At 34.8% G+C, this 15,372-nt stretch carries 16 protein-coding genes; 6 read left to right on the forward strand and 10 right to left on the reverse strand.

The window, feature by feature from the left end; translation table 11 throughout:
* Position 1 precedes the first annotated feature (1 nt).
* The 4 genes from LMD38_RS23710 to LMD38_RS23725 all read right to left on the reverse strand — a co-directional run bounded on the left by LMD38_RS23710 (position 2) and on the right by LMD38_RS23725 (position 3,743).
* Positions 2 to 865: a DNA-3-methyladenine glycosylase family protein gene (locus LMD38_RS23710; protein WP_227585544.1), complete on the reverse strand. Its 864-nt coding sequence runs from the start codon at positions 863 to 865 to the stop codon at positions 2 to 4.
* A 59-nt stretch (positions 866 to 924) separates the two neighbouring features.
* Complete coding sequence (gene pdaA, locus LMD38_RS23715; protein ID WP_000681212.1) at positions 925 to 1,707, reverse strand: delta-lactam-biosynthetic de-N-acetylase; 783 nt, start codon at positions 1,705 to 1,707, stop codon at positions 925 to 927.
* Between the two features lie 126 nt (positions 1,708 to 1,833).
* Positions 1,834 to 3,354 carry a class I fumarate hydratase gene (fumA, locus tag LMD38_RS23720; protein ID WP_000413517.1) on the reverse strand — a complete coding sequence of 507 codons (1,521 nt, stop codon included), beginning with the start codon at positions 3,352 to 3,354 and terminating at the stop codon, positions 1,834 to 1,836.
* Between the two features lie 206 nt (positions 3,355 to 3,560).
* Positions 3,561 to 3,743 carry an SE1561 family protein gene (locus LMD38_RS23725; RefSeq protein WP_000513558.1) on the reverse strand — a complete coding sequence of 61 codons (183 nt, stop codon included), beginning with the start codon at positions 3,741 to 3,743 and terminating at the stop codon, positions 3,561 to 3,563.
* A gap of 213 nt (positions 3,744 to 3,956) precedes the next feature.
* Here LMD38_RS23725 and yfkAB point away from each other — a divergent pair, with 213 nt between their 5' ends.
* On the forward strand, positions 3,957 to 5,084 hold the full coding sequence (gene yfkAB / locus LMD38_RS23730; RefSeq protein WP_000156010.1) for a radical SAM/CxCxxxxC motif protein YfkAB: 1,128 nt from the start codon (positions 3,957 to 3,959) through the stop codon (positions 5,082 to 5,084).
* 35 nt (positions 5,085 to 5,119) lie between these two features.
* Here yfkAB and LMD38_RS23735 read toward each other — a convergent pair whose 3' ends face one another.
* Both LMD38_RS23735 and cax read right to left on the reverse strand, forming a co-directional pair.
* A complete protein-coding gene (locus tag LMD38_RS23735; protein ID WP_014893338.1) occupies positions 5,120 to 5,917 on the reverse strand; it encodes a YfkD famly protein in 798 nt (265 codons plus the stop codon).
* A gap of 81 nt (positions 5,918 to 5,998) precedes the next feature.
* Entirely contained in the window at positions 5,999 to 7,054 is a 1,056-nt protein-coding gene (gene cax, locus LMD38_RS23740; protein ID WP_000482144.1) for a calcium/proton exchanger, read from the reverse strand.
* A gap of 179 nt (positions 7,055 to 7,233) precedes the next feature.
* Between cax and LMD38_RS23745 the strand changes: the two genes are divergently transcribed.
* The 3 genes from LMD38_RS23745 (at position 7,234) to LMD38_RS23755 (ending at position 8,526) form a co-directional block, all read left to right on the forward strand.
* Positions 7,234 to 7,650: a pyridoxamine 5'-phosphate oxidase family protein gene (locus LMD38_RS23745; protein WP_000550219.1), complete on the forward strand. Its 417-nt coding sequence runs from the start codon at positions 7,234 to 7,236 to the stop codon at positions 7,648 to 7,650.
* Between the two features lie 155 nt (positions 7,651 to 7,805).
* A complete protein-coding gene (locus LMD38_RS23750; RefSeq protein WP_000817786.1) occupies positions 7,806 to 7,952 on the forward strand; it encodes a BH0509 family protein in 147 nt (48 codons plus the stop codon).
* 145 nt (positions 7,953 to 8,097) lie between these two features.
* Positions 8,098 to 8,526 (forward strand): EamA family transporter, encoded by a 429-nt coding sequence (locus tag LMD38_RS23755; RefSeq protein ID WP_000100306.1) that lies wholly within the window; start codon positions 8,098 to 8,100, stop codon positions 8,524 to 8,526.
* 8 nt (positions 8,527 to 8,534) lie between these two features.
* Here the strand turns inward: LMD38_RS23755 and LMD38_RS23760 are convergent, their stop codons facing one another.
* The gene (locus LMD38_RS23760) at positions 8,535 to 9,131 is read right to left on the reverse strand and encodes a DedA family protein (RefSeq protein WP_016716373.1); all 597 of its coding nucleotides are present in this window, start codon (positions 9,129 to 9,131) and stop codon (positions 8,535 to 8,537) included.
* A gap of 462 nt (positions 9,132 to 9,593) precedes the next feature.
* Between LMD38_RS23760 and LMD38_RS23765 the strand changes: the two genes are divergently transcribed.
* On the forward strand, positions 9,594 to 12,356 hold the full coding sequence (locus tag LMD38_RS23765; protein ID WP_016716372.1) for a tetratricopeptide repeat protein: 2,763 nt from the start codon (positions 9,594 to 9,596) through the stop codon (positions 12,354 to 12,356).
* Positions 12,357 to 12,499: 143 nt separating this feature from the next.
* Here LMD38_RS23765 and lepB read toward each other — a convergent pair whose 3' ends face one another.
* Positions 12,500 to 13,036 carry a signal peptidase I gene (lepB, locus tag LMD38_RS23770; RefSeq protein WP_000983296.1) on the reverse strand — a complete coding sequence of 179 codons (537 nt, stop codon included), beginning with the start codon at positions 13,034 to 13,036 and terminating at the stop codon, positions 12,500 to 12,502.
* Between the two features lie 183 nt (positions 13,037 to 13,219).
* On the opposite strand from lepB, the gene LMD38_RS23775 reads away from it, so the two are divergent.
* The gene (locus tag LMD38_RS23775; protein ID WP_227585543.1) at positions 13,220 to 13,504 is read left to right on the forward strand and encodes a hypothetical protein; all 285 of its coding nucleotides are present in this window, start codon (positions 13,220 to 13,222) and stop codon (positions 13,502 to 13,504) included.
* Positions 13,505 to 13,557: 53 nt separating this feature from the next.
* Here LMD38_RS23775 and LMD38_RS23780 read toward each other — a convergent pair whose 3' ends face one another.
* Positions 13,558 to 14,238, reverse strand: a complete 681-nt coding sequence (locus LMD38_RS23780; protein ID WP_001051060.1) for a lysoplasmalogenase — start codon at positions 14,236 to 14,238, stop codon at positions 13,558 to 13,560.
* 120 nt (positions 14,239 to 14,358) lie between these two features.
* Positions 14,359 to 15,309, reverse strand: a complete 951-nt coding sequence (locus tag LMD38_RS23785; protein ID WP_227585542.1) for a DMT family transporter — start codon at positions 15,307 to 15,309, stop codon at positions 14,359 to 14,361.
* Positions 15,310 to 15,372 lie beyond the last annotated feature (63 nt).

The following is a 15,372-nucleotide window of genomic DNA, read 5'->3' on the forward strand; positions in this document are numbered from 1 at the left end:
TCTACTCTATACTTTTCCATAAATATAACGCTGCATAACTGCAGTATGGTTCACACTCTTGTTTCACGTTTTCTAAAAATGCATCATCAGGTTTATCATCTAATTGAAATACACCTTGTACTGCACGCTGAATCCCAATGTCTGCTTTCGGAAACATATTTTTCCGTCCAAGCCCAAACATTAAAAAGTTTTGCACTGTCCATGCACCAATCCCCCTAATTGGTAACAATTGTGCTGCAACTCCTTCTTCTGTTTCGTTTTCTATTCTAGTTAAATCTAACTTACCACCTATAATACACTTTGCTAATCCTACCATATATTCAGCTTTTCGCTGACTAAACTTCTGCACTCTCAATTCCTCTATTGAAATATTTGCTACTATTTCTGGAGTGGGGAAAAAGAATACACCGTTCTTCTCTGTTCCATATCGTTTCACAAACTGTTCTGTTAACACAGTAGCAAATTTCAAATTTATTTGTTGATGAATGATACAGCGAAGAAGACAAGCAAAATAATCAAATTCTAAAATAATTGGAGTATAAGCATATGTTTCAAATAGTGGACGTAATGATGTGCTTAAAAAATGATTTTGTATATCTTGAAACGGTTCATTCCAATGAAAAATGGCCCTCATTCGTTTCATGACTTTCTCTGAATCTCCTGTCTGACTAGAAATCCAAAACTGTGGATTTTGAACAGTACCAATCCCTTGCAGACGAACAACAATCTGTCCCTCGTCTATACAAAGCGGGACATAAATAACTTTCTCATCTAATTGAATGACGTTAAGAGGATCAAAAGATAAACGTTTTAATACTTCTTCAAAATGATACGGATACTCTAACGTAACATGTTCGCTCCACATACGTTTCCCCATCCTTTTTACACATCATTATAGCATGAGAAAACCGCAAGCATACATGCTTACGGTTGATTGCTTTTTACTAAGTCATCTAGACTTTTAAAATGATACCCTTTCTCGCGCAAATCATCAATGATTTTTGCAAGTGCTTCTGCATTATCTTTTGATATGGCATGAAGTAATAAAATAGATCCTGGATGAATCATCGTCATAACATTATTATGCGCATATTGCCATCCTCTTTGCTGATCTACTTTCCAATCCAAAAATGCAAGTGACCAAAATACATTATAGTAGCCCATTTCTTTCGTAAGAGCTAACGTTCTTTCACTAAATACGCCGCGCGGGGGACGTACATATTTCACTTCTTTTTGTCCAGTTACTTTTTTAATTTCTTCCGTTACACTCGTTAATTCTTCACGAAGTTTCTCATCGTTTACCGCTGTGAAATCAGGATGACTCCAAGAATGGTTTCCAATAATGTGTCCTTCATTCTTCATTCTTAACAATAAATCTTTTTGTGTTTTAATGTAATGCCCCGTTACAAAGAAAGTTGCTGGTACTTTTTTCTCTTTTAATACGTCTAAGATTTTCCCTGTGTATCCATTCTCATAACCATTATCAAATGTTAAATAAATATCTTTTTTCTTCGTATCCCCTAAATAAAAACCGCCATTTTTTTGTAGTAAATCTGTATATAACTTTCCTGCATCTGGTACTGTTTCATTTTTAGGGCGCGGGATTCCCCAGTTATGTGGAGTATTTGTATAAGCTAATGCCGAAACTGGAACAAGTGCCATCATAATTGAAAAAATGAGACCGATATATAACCATTTATGTTTCATAAATAGTCTCCTTTCCATATATAATCGTACTTGTAGTTTCTGTTGCTACGCATTCTTTCATGCTGAACATGTTTTTCTATATATACCAAAAAAATGCATCTCGAATGATTCGAGATGCATTTTTGTTTACTTAAATACTGGCTCTTTAAAGCTAGCTAATTTTTCAAGTGATGTTTTATCAACATCTGCATGTAAGCTATTACCGTGGGAATCCATTGTTACAACTGCTTTAAATCCATCGATACGTAAATGCCACATTGCCTCTGGAATACCAAATTGTAAGAAATCAACATCTTTCACTTCTTTAATACATTCAGCATAATATTGCGCTGCACCACCAATTGCGTTTAAATATACACCGCCGTGTTCTTCTAAAGCTGCTAATGTTTTCGCACCCATACCGCCTTTTCCAATGACAGCTCTAATACCGAATTTCTTCATAATGTCACCTTGGTACGGTTCTTCACGAATACTTGTCGTTGGACCTGCCGCTTTAATTTGCCAATTGTCATTTTCATCTTTCACAACAACTGGACCACAGTGGTAAATAATTTGCCCATTTAAATCTACTGGACAATCGTTATCCATTAAATGCTTATGAATTGCGTCACGACCTGTATACATCATGCCATTAATTGTTACAACATCACCAACGCGAAGTTCACGAATTTGCTCTTCTGTAATTGGTGCTTGTAATACAATTTCACGTTGCTCTGTTTTTTCTTGTACTTCTTGCTCCAGTGTATCTTCACCTTCTTGATATAACCAATCCATAATTTCACCTGTTTCAGGATGGATTGTTACACCAAGGCGGCGATATGCCCAGCAATTATACGCCACAGATACGTAGAAACTAGCTGGCAGACGGTTATATACGCCAATTTTACAACCAAGTAAAGTTGTTTCTCCACCAAATCCCATCGTACCAATGCCAAGCTTATTCGCATTTTCTAATACGTACTCTTCAAGTTGTTGTAATTCTGGGATTGGATTAACATCATCTAATGTACGGAATAATTGATTTTTTGCTAATTCGTAACCTGATGTGCGGTCTCCCCCGATACCAACACCAATTACACCTGCACTACATCCTTGACCTTGCGCTTGATATACTGCATGAAGAAGGCATTTACGAATCCCTTCTAAATCACGGCCAGCTCGTCCAAGTCCTTCTAGTTCGCATGGTAAGCTATACTGAATATTTTTATTCTCACAGCCACCACCCTTTAGGATTAAACGTGCATCAATATAATCTTTTTCCCATTGTTCAAACTTAATTACCGGTGTACCTGGTCCTAAATTATTTCCACTATTGTCTCCAAAAAGAGAATCAACAGAATTTGGACGAAGTTTACCATCTTTTGTCGCCCGCTCAAGCGCATTATAGATGGCTTCCTTCAACTTTAATTGGTTCACACCAACTGGTGTATAAATTTTAAACGTTGGCATCCCTGTATCTTGGCAAATTGGCGAGATGTTATCATCAGCCATTTTAATATTATTTGTAATTGTGCCAAGTGCCATCGCAGAACGAGTCCCTGCATTTTCTCGCTCTTTCGCTTGTTGAATCGCACGACGAACATCTTTCGGTAAGTTCGTTGACGTTTCAACAATTAGTTGATACATGCTTTCTTGAAGCTTTTCCATTGTTACTTCCCCCTCAATTGTGAACGCTACCAAAACGTTATGAGCTGAAAATTTCATTGTTATGCTCTTTCACTTTTTATTTGTTTCACGCTATTCAAGCATAAATGAAATTTTTCACAACTTGATTATACCTCTTTTTCTATCGTCCTTCTATTATCCACACAGAAAAAGGCTACCAAATTGGAATTGGCAGCCTTTTTAATATATTATTCGTCTTTTTTAAATTGCTCACATTTTAATTCTAATTCATCTAACATTGCAAGAAGACGATCTACATCTTCTAATTCTACTTCTTCAGGTTCAATTGTATCAATTACTTCAATGAACATATTTAAACGTTCCTTTAAATATACTAATTGTGTATCTTTATCTTGAATTGCTTTTCCCATGAAGGCACTCTCCTTTTAATTCGAGTTGCTTTTATTATACCGCAAAAATGATTACAATGGGTATGTAATTTCATCAATTTTGTCACGGTTATTCACTATAATGTAAGCCCTCTCTCTTTTTCCTCTAAAAAGTTTCACTTTATAAAAAGTACATATTCTTCTATTATAGAGAATGGACAAATTGTTATTTCAATAGTCAAAGGAGTATTTCATATGACGATATCACAAAAAATGAAGCCGATTACTCCTTCTTACGATCCATGGGAAGCGTATATGGACCTTGAAGAGTACGGCAAACTACTATTAACAAATGTTGAGTTTACAACGACGACGTTATGCAATATGCGCTGTGAGCATTGCGCTGTTGGTTACACGTTACAGCCGAAAGACCCGAATCCGCTTCCGATGGATCTTTTATTAAAACGATTAGATGAGATTCCTCATTTACGTTCTTTAAGTATTACTGGCGGAGAACCTATGCTTTCAAAAAAATCCGTCGACAACTATGTAACACCACTCTTAAAATATGCCCATGAACGAGGCGTTCGCACTCAAATCAACTCAAACTTAACTATAGATTTAGCACGTTACGAGCAAATTATTCCTTATTTAGACGTACTGCACATTTCTCATAACTGGGGAACAATTGATGATTTCGTTGAAGGTGGATTTGCAATGATGGAGCGTAAACCTACGTATGAACAACGTGCAAAGTTATTTGAACGAATGATTACAAATAGTAAAGCTCTATCAGATGCAGGTGTACTTGTATCTGCTGAAACGATGCTGAATAAACGAACTCTACCACACATTGAACATATTCATCGTCAAATCGTTGACGAAATGGGATGTAAACGTCATGAGGTTCACCCAATGTATCCAAGTGACTTTGCGAGTAATCTAGAGATTTTAACAAAAGCTGAAATTCGTGATGCAATTGAGCATTTACTAGAAATTCGCGATGAAAATGTATGGATGTTATTTGGAACTTTACCTTTCTATGCTTGTAGCGATGACGAGCGAGACATTGCCACATTTAAAAAATTACAAAAGAGCAAAAATGTCACAGTTCGTAATGATCCGGATGGCCGTTCTCGTTTAAATGTAAATATTTTCGATGGAAATATTATTGTAACGGACTTTGGTGATGTTCCACTTCTAGGAAACATACAAACAAATACGTTACAAGAAGCGTATGAAAAATGGAGCGCTTCAAAAACAGCAAAATCATTAAGCTGTCACTGTCCTGCAGTAAAGTGTCTTGGACCGAATGTTCTTGTAAAAAACAGCTACTATCCGACAGAAGATTTCTTATCAAAAACAGCAAATATTACATTATAAAAAAACGTCAGCTTATAAGCTGACGTTTTTTTATGTTATTGCGAGTGAGAAGAAGAAATGAATTTAAAATACAAATGATCATGAATTGGAATAGCCGCTCCAATTCCTTGAGAAGTAATATTTTTTACAACGAGCCTTTTTTGATTTCCCTTTAATACAAGGTATACTTCTCCAAATGTTACTTTCCCTTTTTCATTTACTGCTGGTGTATAAGCATATAAATATCCAAGTTGACTCGGACTAATGTTATACACACGTTCATGTCCTGTGCCATAACCAATAGTCGTTTTAAATGAAAGCGGCAATTGTACCTTTTCAAGTGCTTTGAGAAGCATCATTTTCTTCACATCTGCAGCATCTTTCATATCTGCTGTTAAATCGCCTTCAACCGTCTTTTGCGTTTCTTGCTTATAGCGTAGCGGATATAGGCGATCTCCTCCTCGATTATCATACACATTGCGATTTACTTGTTTATATTCCCAATTGATTGATGTATCAACCGATTCATAATGCAAAGCCCATTGACCTAAATAAATCTTCGCTCGGTACCCTACCGCAAGTGGCGCATTCGAAATTGTCGTTTCATTAAACATTCGAATTAAGTCTGGGTTTTCGATTTTAATATTCGCTGTTTTCAATAGTTCTTGAGCAAACTTACTCGGCTGCAAACGCGGTAAATCTTGCGCATCATTCGGAAACGTATTGTCTTTAGAAATATTTAAAACAGATGAAGGCATTTTTGTTTCTACCGTTGTCTTTGCAAAACTCATGTTAGGAAATAATAGAATAAACGAGACCATAGTTGAAAGACATATGCTGTATACTCGTTTCACCTGTCTGGCTCCTTCCTATGTAAAGGTATATATACTACTTTGTTTATTGTTTTCTCTGGGCACAATTGTTATGCCTATTTTTCATAATAAATAAAAACCAATTCCCATAATGACATACGCTGCTAATAAAGTACCACCTTCAAACCAATTTGTATCTCCATCATTTGAAATCGCAATCGTTAAGAAAACAGCTGTAATCATAGAAACAAGTTCTGGTATCGTAAATACTAAAGGCATCCTTTGCGTGAAGAACATAGAAAGCAGTACTAATACAGGAGCAACAAACATGGCAATTTGTAATGTAGAACCTATTGCAATCTCAACTGCAATGTTTACTTTATTTTTATACGCCATAATAATTGCAGATGCATGTTCCGCTGCATTCCCGACAATTGCGACGATAATAACCCCTATAAATAGTTCTGACCAACCAAATGATTTTGCAACTGTCTCAAATGTATGCACGAGCGCCTCTGACACATACGCTACCGCAATTGTTGCTATCGCTAAAATGAGTAATGCTTTCCCTTTCGACCACTCTGGTTCTTCCTCATGAGCGACTTCATCACTTTTATGCTGATATACACCACGGTGCGTAACTAACTTAAATAGCAATGCAGCAAGGTACATAATAATCATAATAATCGAGACACCTATACTTAACTGATACGTCTTTCCAGCGTCCATCTTCATTGAAAAAATCTCTGGAATAACAAATGCTACTACTACAGCAAAGATTAATAAAGCCGAATTATGCCTTGCATCATACACATTAAAACTTTGTCTTTTATATTTAAGCCCTCCCACAAAGAAGGATAGCCCTCCTACTAATAATAAATTTCCAAGTACAGAGCCCGTTAAAGAAGCTAACACTACCTCAATTAATCCTGCCTGAAGTGCAAAAATTGAAATGATTAGTTCAACAGCGTTACCGAAAGTAGCATTTAATAATCCACCTATTCTAGGACCAGATACAATTGCCAAACTTTCTGTCGCTCTCCCCATAAAACCCGCTAATGCGATAATCGTAATACAATACACAGCGAACATAATTGTTTGAGGCCAATGAAGTGTTTTCCCAAGTACAGACAGTGGTACACCTATAAGCGCTACTATAAGAAATATTTTATTAAACATGCTTTTCATCCTTCCATCGTATGTATTTCTCCTCGATATTATTATTATTCTTCTCCTAACTTGTCCGATTTCATCACAATTGCGTTTAAAAAATCGGATTGAAGAAAACAGTATGAAAGATATTTAAATTATCTTGTTGAAACAGACAGAATTATAAATTATGAAAAGGGGTTAAAATTATGCACTTAAAAGAAAAAATCGCAACTATTATTCAAGGTCAACGTACCGGTGTATTATCTACAGTACGAAATGAGAAACCTCATAGCGCCTTTATGATGTTTTTCCACGAAGATTTTGTACTATATGTTGCAACAGATCGACAATCAAAAAAGATAACAGATATTGAAAACAATCCAAATGTACATGTACTACTTGGTCGTGAAGGAAAAAAATTAGATGAAGATTATATCGAAGTGGAAGGCTTAGCCTCCATCGAGGAAGACTCCACATTAAAAAACAAGTTTTGGAATAATAGCTTAAAGCGTTGGTTACTCGGTCCTGAAGACCCTAATTATGTACTAATTAAAATCAACCCCGATACAATTTATTACATCGATGGTGCCGGTACGACGGAGCCCGAGTTTTTACGACTATAAAGTGAAACAAGCCCCCCTTTAGGTGGGCTTGTTTTGTCGAAAAGTTCTTCTGAAAAAAACAATAAAATAGGTGGAACTTTCTAAAGATTCTGTTATATAATAGCATTAACTTAAATAAACTGTATTAAAACAGATTGAGAGGAGAAATAAAATTGATGAAAAGAGAAGAACGTAAAAACATGATTGAGTTTATCGAAAAGAAAAAAGGGATTGAGCGTGACGAATTATTGTTTATGACAGATGATGAAGTAGAACATATTTATAATGTAACGTACTTTTTATATGAAGAAATTGCAGAGTAGTATAATAATCCCCACCTTATGAAAAATATAAGGTGGGGATTATTTCTTTATCTATCCAGCTCTTTGCGAGGCGGTAAAACCCCATTCACTTTATACGTGAGAATGATTTTCATGTATAATAATGTAAGATTGGAGGAATTTTACTATGAGTTCATGGCTCTTATTCGCACTATTATCAGCAATTGCTGCTGCCCTTGTATCTATTTTCGGTAAGATTGGTTTAGATGGAATCGATGCCAATGTTGCTACGACAGTTCGTTCTATTATCATGGCATTATTTATGGTAGGCGTTATTATTATACAAGGTAAATTTCAAAATATTGGCGACGTACTTCTAAATAAAAAAGCACTGCTTTTTATCACATTAAGTGGAGTTGCAGGTGCTTCGTCATGGCTATTTTATTTTCTTGCACTTAAAACAGGAAAAGTTTCACAAGTAGCTCCTGTCGATAAATTAAGCGTCGTATTTTCTATCATTCTCGCTATGATTATACTCGGCGAAAAATTAAACTTTATGACTGGTATTGGTGTTGTCTTTATTACAGCTGGTGTACTATTTATTGCTTTCAGCTAAAAAAACCGCTACTCGCGGTTTTTCTTTTTCTTTATGTAAAACCATACGACACATGTAACAACTACTGAAATGGATAAAATCCATATTCCATAATGATGCAAACTATACTCAACAAAACGCCACTTCTCTCCTAACTTCCAGCCAAGTCCAATAAAAACACTTATCCAAATAAACGCACCACCGTAAGCGTACAAACAAAAACGCCAAAGTGTTAAATTCGACATCCCAGCAAAATACGCTGTTAAATGACGTACTCCTGGGATAAAATAACCAACTATTAAAAGAAATGGGCCATATTTTTCAAATAAAATATGTGTTTTTTCAATGTGATGTTCTTTAATTCTAATTTTCGGGCCATATTTTTTTAAAACAGGGAGTCCAAGTTTTAAACCTAATATGTAGCTTAATGTAATGCCTAACATCGCACCAGCCATCCCACTTAAAAACGCAGCAGTTCCTGACATAACGCCTTTTGAAACGTTATAACCAACGAAAGTCAATAAAAACTCATCTGGTATCGGTAATCCAACAATCCCACCGGCCAAAGCTATAATAATTCCAAAATACCCATAATGTGCGATTAACTCGCCAATATGTTGTTCCATTCGGAAGACACATCCTATACACGATCGTTATTCCATATTGTGCCCTTTCTATCTTTCAGACAAACATGGTATACATATTCACTATACATTGTTTTTATAATGAACTCTACTTCTATCCATTCCTTTAGTAGGAAGAAATTGAACTATTAATCAGTGACCTCGCTCATTCTTAGTGCACATCAATCATGTGCTAGACTCCCGCCTTCTTCCCTTATATCTATCTCTTCTTGAAGGGCTAATCTTACTATCCACAAATACCGGGATTAAAAAATAAAAATTCATATGCTTGTTTTTTTGTTACAATAAAGGAAAGTTACTTTTCGCAACGGTTTAACTCTCAGGAAAAATGATATACCTAGCAAAAACATAGTTTGGTCGATATAATGCAACTTCTACCTATTAAAAGAACATGCACCCTTTACATACAACATCATTTTTCTAAATTATACAGGGGGAACGAACATGACCATTGAAAATCAATTTATCCAAAAGGTTTACTATAAAACATTTTTAACAGAAGAAACTTCTACTCCAGTATCAGAAGTACTCGGTGAAGCATATATAAATGAATCTACAAATGAATTCTCCAACATTTCTAATATTCGCTTTGCTCAAGGTGAATTGTATTACCAAAATAAAGACTTTGAAGCAGCGATATTTAAATGGGAGAAAGTAAATAATGAGCTTGCACTTTGGGCAACCAAAAATATTGCAGATGCTTATTTTGAACTAGGATTCTTACCAAAAGCAGAAGAAATGTATCAATCTATCCAAACGGAAGATACAACTCTTACAATGGAAGTTTCCTTACAACTTCTTTCTCTTTATATCGAACAAGATCGTTTAGGTCTAGCATTTAAGACGATTAGTGAAGCTGTTGCATTTCAACCTGACTATCCAAATATTACTTCAATTGCTCGCTCGTTCTATGAAAAACAAGAAGATTGGAATAACGCCATCGAACTTGCCGTTCAAGAAGGAATTCGAACAAAATCATTACATTGGTTCGATACTTTAATTAATTATGTGAATCAAGGATTTACGAAACAAATCAAACCAGAATATTTCTATGAATCTTTAAAAGCTTTATATGCAATTGATCAAGTCCAATTTAAGGAACTTGTTATCGCTCTTTGGAACAGCTATCAAAATGAAAAATCACATCTACCTTGGATTCAAACAATCAATCATTTATTCTTACATATTGAGACAGACAACAATGACGATTGGCATGAAATTGTTGAACGCTATCAAGATACGTACTTTGAATTAATTACTGGTGAACATTTCATGCATGAAATGCAAGGACTTGTACCTGACTTATTAACAAATTGGTTTAGTTTAACGAGAGCAAAAGACGCCCTATTCGTCTCTGCTGCAGTGTTAGCGTGGAATGAAGTTTCACCTACAACTTTAGAGTCATTACTCGTAAAAAGTGCGGGAGCCCTACTCTCTAATTCAACAGCTGAAACAAATGTAAATATGGAAACTGTTTCTCATTTATTCGAAACAATTGCTGTATGGGCTGAAAAAAATGATGTAGATTTAAGTCATCAATTTACGTTACTCGTTCATGAACTATGTGATTTAAATGTTACAAAATTACTAATTGCGGGAACTAGTGACCATGATAAATTATCATTCGTCAATTCAATATTAGGAGAAAACATCTTAACTGAAACTATAACAACTCCTATTCTATTTAAAGATGATAGCCAAACTGAAATAACAGAATTCACTGCGTTAGATGTGCACAATATACCGAACTTTGATGAATTCCATCAAATAATGGCTACACCTGAACAATCAGAACTTGAGAACAAATGTATAGAAATTAAATTACCAAGTAGATTTTTGAGAAAGAATAAATTTGCATTTCTTGTTACACCATCTGTTCAAGGACAAGTGGATAAAAACAGCTCATATTTTGAATACTTACAAGCCGCAGATAGCCTTATTTACGTATTAAATTCTGCTTCATCGTTACATGGTGAAGAACTTGATACATTACTTTATTTACGTGAACAAGTACCAAACTTACAAATTCATTTCGTATTACACACAAATAGTGCGGATACGAATGAAAAACTAATAAGTAAGATGAAAGTCCATTTCCCAAATGCGCAGTTCTTCCCATACTCTCCTTCACAAGAGGGGAGCCAACAACTTGGGGACGTGACAGAGTCTATTCTTTCTAATCTAGCAGAACGAGATATAGAACAAGAACGTATCGAAAAACTAATATGGTTTACTCAAAAGACAATCGCATACCTTGTAAATGAACGTGTGGAATTAGAAAATACATTAGTCAAATCAGTACGTTGGAATAAACATATCTCAGTAAAACTAAACGGATTTATTAACAATCTTACTGCTCTTGAAAAAGATAAAATTCGTTCTATTACAGAATCTTATCTTTTAACGAAAGAAGAAATCACAAGAGATATCCATTCTCAAATTCCTGAATTATTACAGAGCTGCTCTGACCTTGTTCAAGAAGATAGTGATTTCAAATTAGTTCATGAAGAATTAAATACTGCGATGAACGAACGAATTCAAAAACATGTACAGCAAGTGCTTCTCCCTAAATTTACTGGGTTTATTCAAGAGTGGATTGAAACAGCGCATAATGAATTTATTCAAGCTCAATCTTATTTAGATGAAATGAGTGAAACGTTTAATAAATTATATAAAGAAGAACGTATGAAACTTCCTTGCGATTTCAAATTACTAGATGATTGGCATCGAGATGTTGTACGTATGACAAATAGAATTACAGTATCGAACATCAATATTTTATTACGCTTTACACCAACACAATTTTTCTTAAAGAGTGCAGGAAAACTGTTTGGTAACATGCAAAAAAATCAATCTATGCTTGCAAACAAATATAAACAATACATTGAAACGGAAGATTATACGGAAATTGCTCAAACAATCTCAAAACAATTCTTCCTTCAATTTGAAGTATTTGAAGGCGCATTAGAACGAGATATCATGATGTTCTTTAAAGATCCACTTAGCATATTGAAACAAAATGTAGAAGCCGCTCAACTTGAAATACAGGAAGACGAGCAAACATTAGCAACGTTAAGAAGCAATCCAGAAACTTATCACGATCCGTTAGCATTCTTTAAACTGCAACTATTGCAGCACAAATTCGTTTTAAGTACGAACAAAAACAATGAAGACGTCTATGAATTTAATGAGTCTCCTACGATTTAACATAAAGTGAAACTTTAATCAGTGGGGGTTCTTCATCCCCCACCTAACTTCCTTGCTTTCGCTGAATTTTGAGATGGGGGTCTTACTGCCCATTAAAGCGGGATAAAAAACCAAGCAAACTGAAATTTGCTTGGTTTTTTACTTTAATTCATTATTTTCATATGTTCGAATGGATAATAAATTGCCGCTAATTCTCCTAATACATCCGCTTTATCAATGAGTCCTAAACCATTTCTACTATCTCTGCTTATTAAGCGATTATCTCCCATAACAAAAATCTTATTTTTAGGAACTGTAATCGGTCCAAAGTCCTCCGTTAAATTCATAAGTTTTTTTTCAGCTTGTTTTTTATTACTATACAAATACGCTTCCTCTATCACTTCATGATTCACATATAATTGATCATTTCTCACCTCAATAACATCGCCAGGCAAACCAATAACCCTTTTCACATAAAAATTATCTGTCTTTACAACAATAATATCTTCTCTCCCATAACTTTCAAATTGCTTTGCCAACTTATTCACAATCACCTTATCCCCATCTTGTAACGTCGGCTTCATAGAAGCCCCTTTTACAGTCGTAGGAAAAAATACGAAAATTTTCGCCAAAAACACGAGCAAACAAGCAATTGCAATTGTTCCAAAGAATTCACGCAAACGTTTTTTCTTTTGCATCATTCCACCATCTCATCATCTTTTTACTTTTATTATAAAGACTTCAACCGTGTATTTTCCACAAAATTCTGAATTATATAATTATAATATTACAAAAATACAAATAATGATATTCAAGAATGTATTATTTTGTACTATATCTTGCATTTATCATTATATTTTTAGTTACTTAGGAGGACTTTTTCTATGAAAGTTATGCTTAAAAATGAAAATACTGGTCAAATTAAACAAGCAAAAATTGGTTTTAGTTGGACTGTATTTTTCTTTGGTTTCTTCCCTGCTATACTCCGTGGAGACTGGAAATGGTTTTTAATTATTTTAGTCGCTAGTATATTTACATTCGGATTCTCTAACTTAGTCTTCTGCTTTATTTACAACAAGCTTTACATCAATGATTTATTATCCCAAGGTTATAAAGCAGCAGATGAATACAGCCTTTCTGCTCTACAACAAAAAAACATTGTAGCATAGTAACAAAAAAGATACTCTTCAAATAGTCTATCCACTATTCGAAGAGTACCTTTTTATATTCCCACATATACAATACACATTTGAGCCGCTACATATGTAAACCAAATCCAAAGTGGTTCATACTTTAATTTGCGTCCTCCAATATCTGTCACGCCAATAATAAAATCAGAAATGACAAATAGTAAGCCACCAAAAGCTGGTATCCACCATATTCCTGTATTCTCATAGTATAAGGCGAACGCAAAGCAAGCCATGCCTCCAACCCACAATCCGTAAATTAGCGCTCCTATCGTAAACAATTTATCTTGTTTCTCATTTCGAATAAAGAAGAACCATCCTATAATGAGAAAGAGTCCGTATACAAGTAAACCAATCCAAAAACCATTCCATGAAATGCCTGTTTGCAAAAATGCTTTTACATAAAAACAATGCGCAAGCGCGAAAGTAATCATCCCTCCAATTAGCCTGTGACCAATTGGAATTAAACCTGCCATAAATAAATCCCCTACAGTTGATAACGTCATACCTAGTGCAACCCACGTACTATAATCTACTGATGGATCTTGTAACCATATCCAAATTGCACTTGCTGTTAACGAAAAACTAAGAATAAGACGCACCGCTAAAGGTAACGGCATGTTATTTCTTGTTTTTTTCGTCTGCCCTATTGCGTACATTGCACCAATTAAAAAAAGAATGATTTGTCCAATTAATACCATATAAAGTAGATTCATAACATGTTCTCCCCAATAAATGCTTTTTGTATCTTTTTTCGTTACACCTAGTCTATTATCCTTTTTCTATTTAAAAAAAGAAGAACTGTACTGTTCTTCTTTTGTAATCGTCTTCTCTTTCTATGCTACTTGTTTTTCTTGCTCTATTTTTTGCTTAGCTGGTGTCCGATTCACCACAATAATTCCCGCGGCTACACATGCTAAACCGAATAGTACGAATGAGTGAATTGCTTCTCCTAAAATCATGCTCGATAATAGCACACCAAATACGGGTATGAAGAACATATACATTGATACTTTTCCAACCTTGTTGTACTTCATAATTGTATTCCAAATGCAAAATCCTGCTGCGGATAAGAAAGATAAGTAAATCAGCATAAGTATTGCATGTACACTGAATGTAAATGGCATAACTCCAACTTGCAAAGCCCCTATACATAATAGCCCGATAGAACCAAAAATCATTTGGTATGCTGTCATATAGCCAACATCTAATGTTTTACTACCTTCTTTCGCCAATATATTCCCATACGAGTACAACATTGCTGCACTCAGAAGTAATAAACTACCGATTCCGAAATGGAATGACAAACTACCATCACTCGGCACGTTTACTAAAATGACACCACAGAAGCCGATAGAAACTCCAATTACTTTTCTCACATTAAGAGCATCATCTTTATATAAAAAATGTGCGAGTAAAATTTGAAAGAATGATGATGTTCCTGAAATGATAGCTCCTTCAATACCAGAGCTATAACTCATCCCAATATAAAAACATATATATTGAAGAAATGTTTGAAATAAGCCAATTTGTACTAACTGCTTCCCCGTTCCTTTTTTGAAGCTCATATCTTTTCCTAACGCTTTAAAGAAGAATAAAAGCATAACCCCAGATAAAAAGAAACGATAGCCAGCAAATAATATTTGCTCTCCAACTTCTTGTGGCTGAATTCCAAGTTCAGCATAACTTAATTTAATAAAAGGAAATGCGCTTCCCCATAAAAAAGTTGCTACTATTGCAGCAATAAATACGCCAATCGGATGGGTAAAAAATTTCTCTGTCTTCACTTGTTGTCTTCCTTTCCGACCTTTTTATGAACAGTATTCATATATACCAAAGGAATTGAGAAA

This window comes from Bacillus pacificus, from assembly GCF_020861345.1.
GTDB classification, from domain to species: Bacteria; Bacillota; Bacilli; order Bacillales; family Bacillaceae_G; genus Bacillus_A; species Bacillus_A pacificus.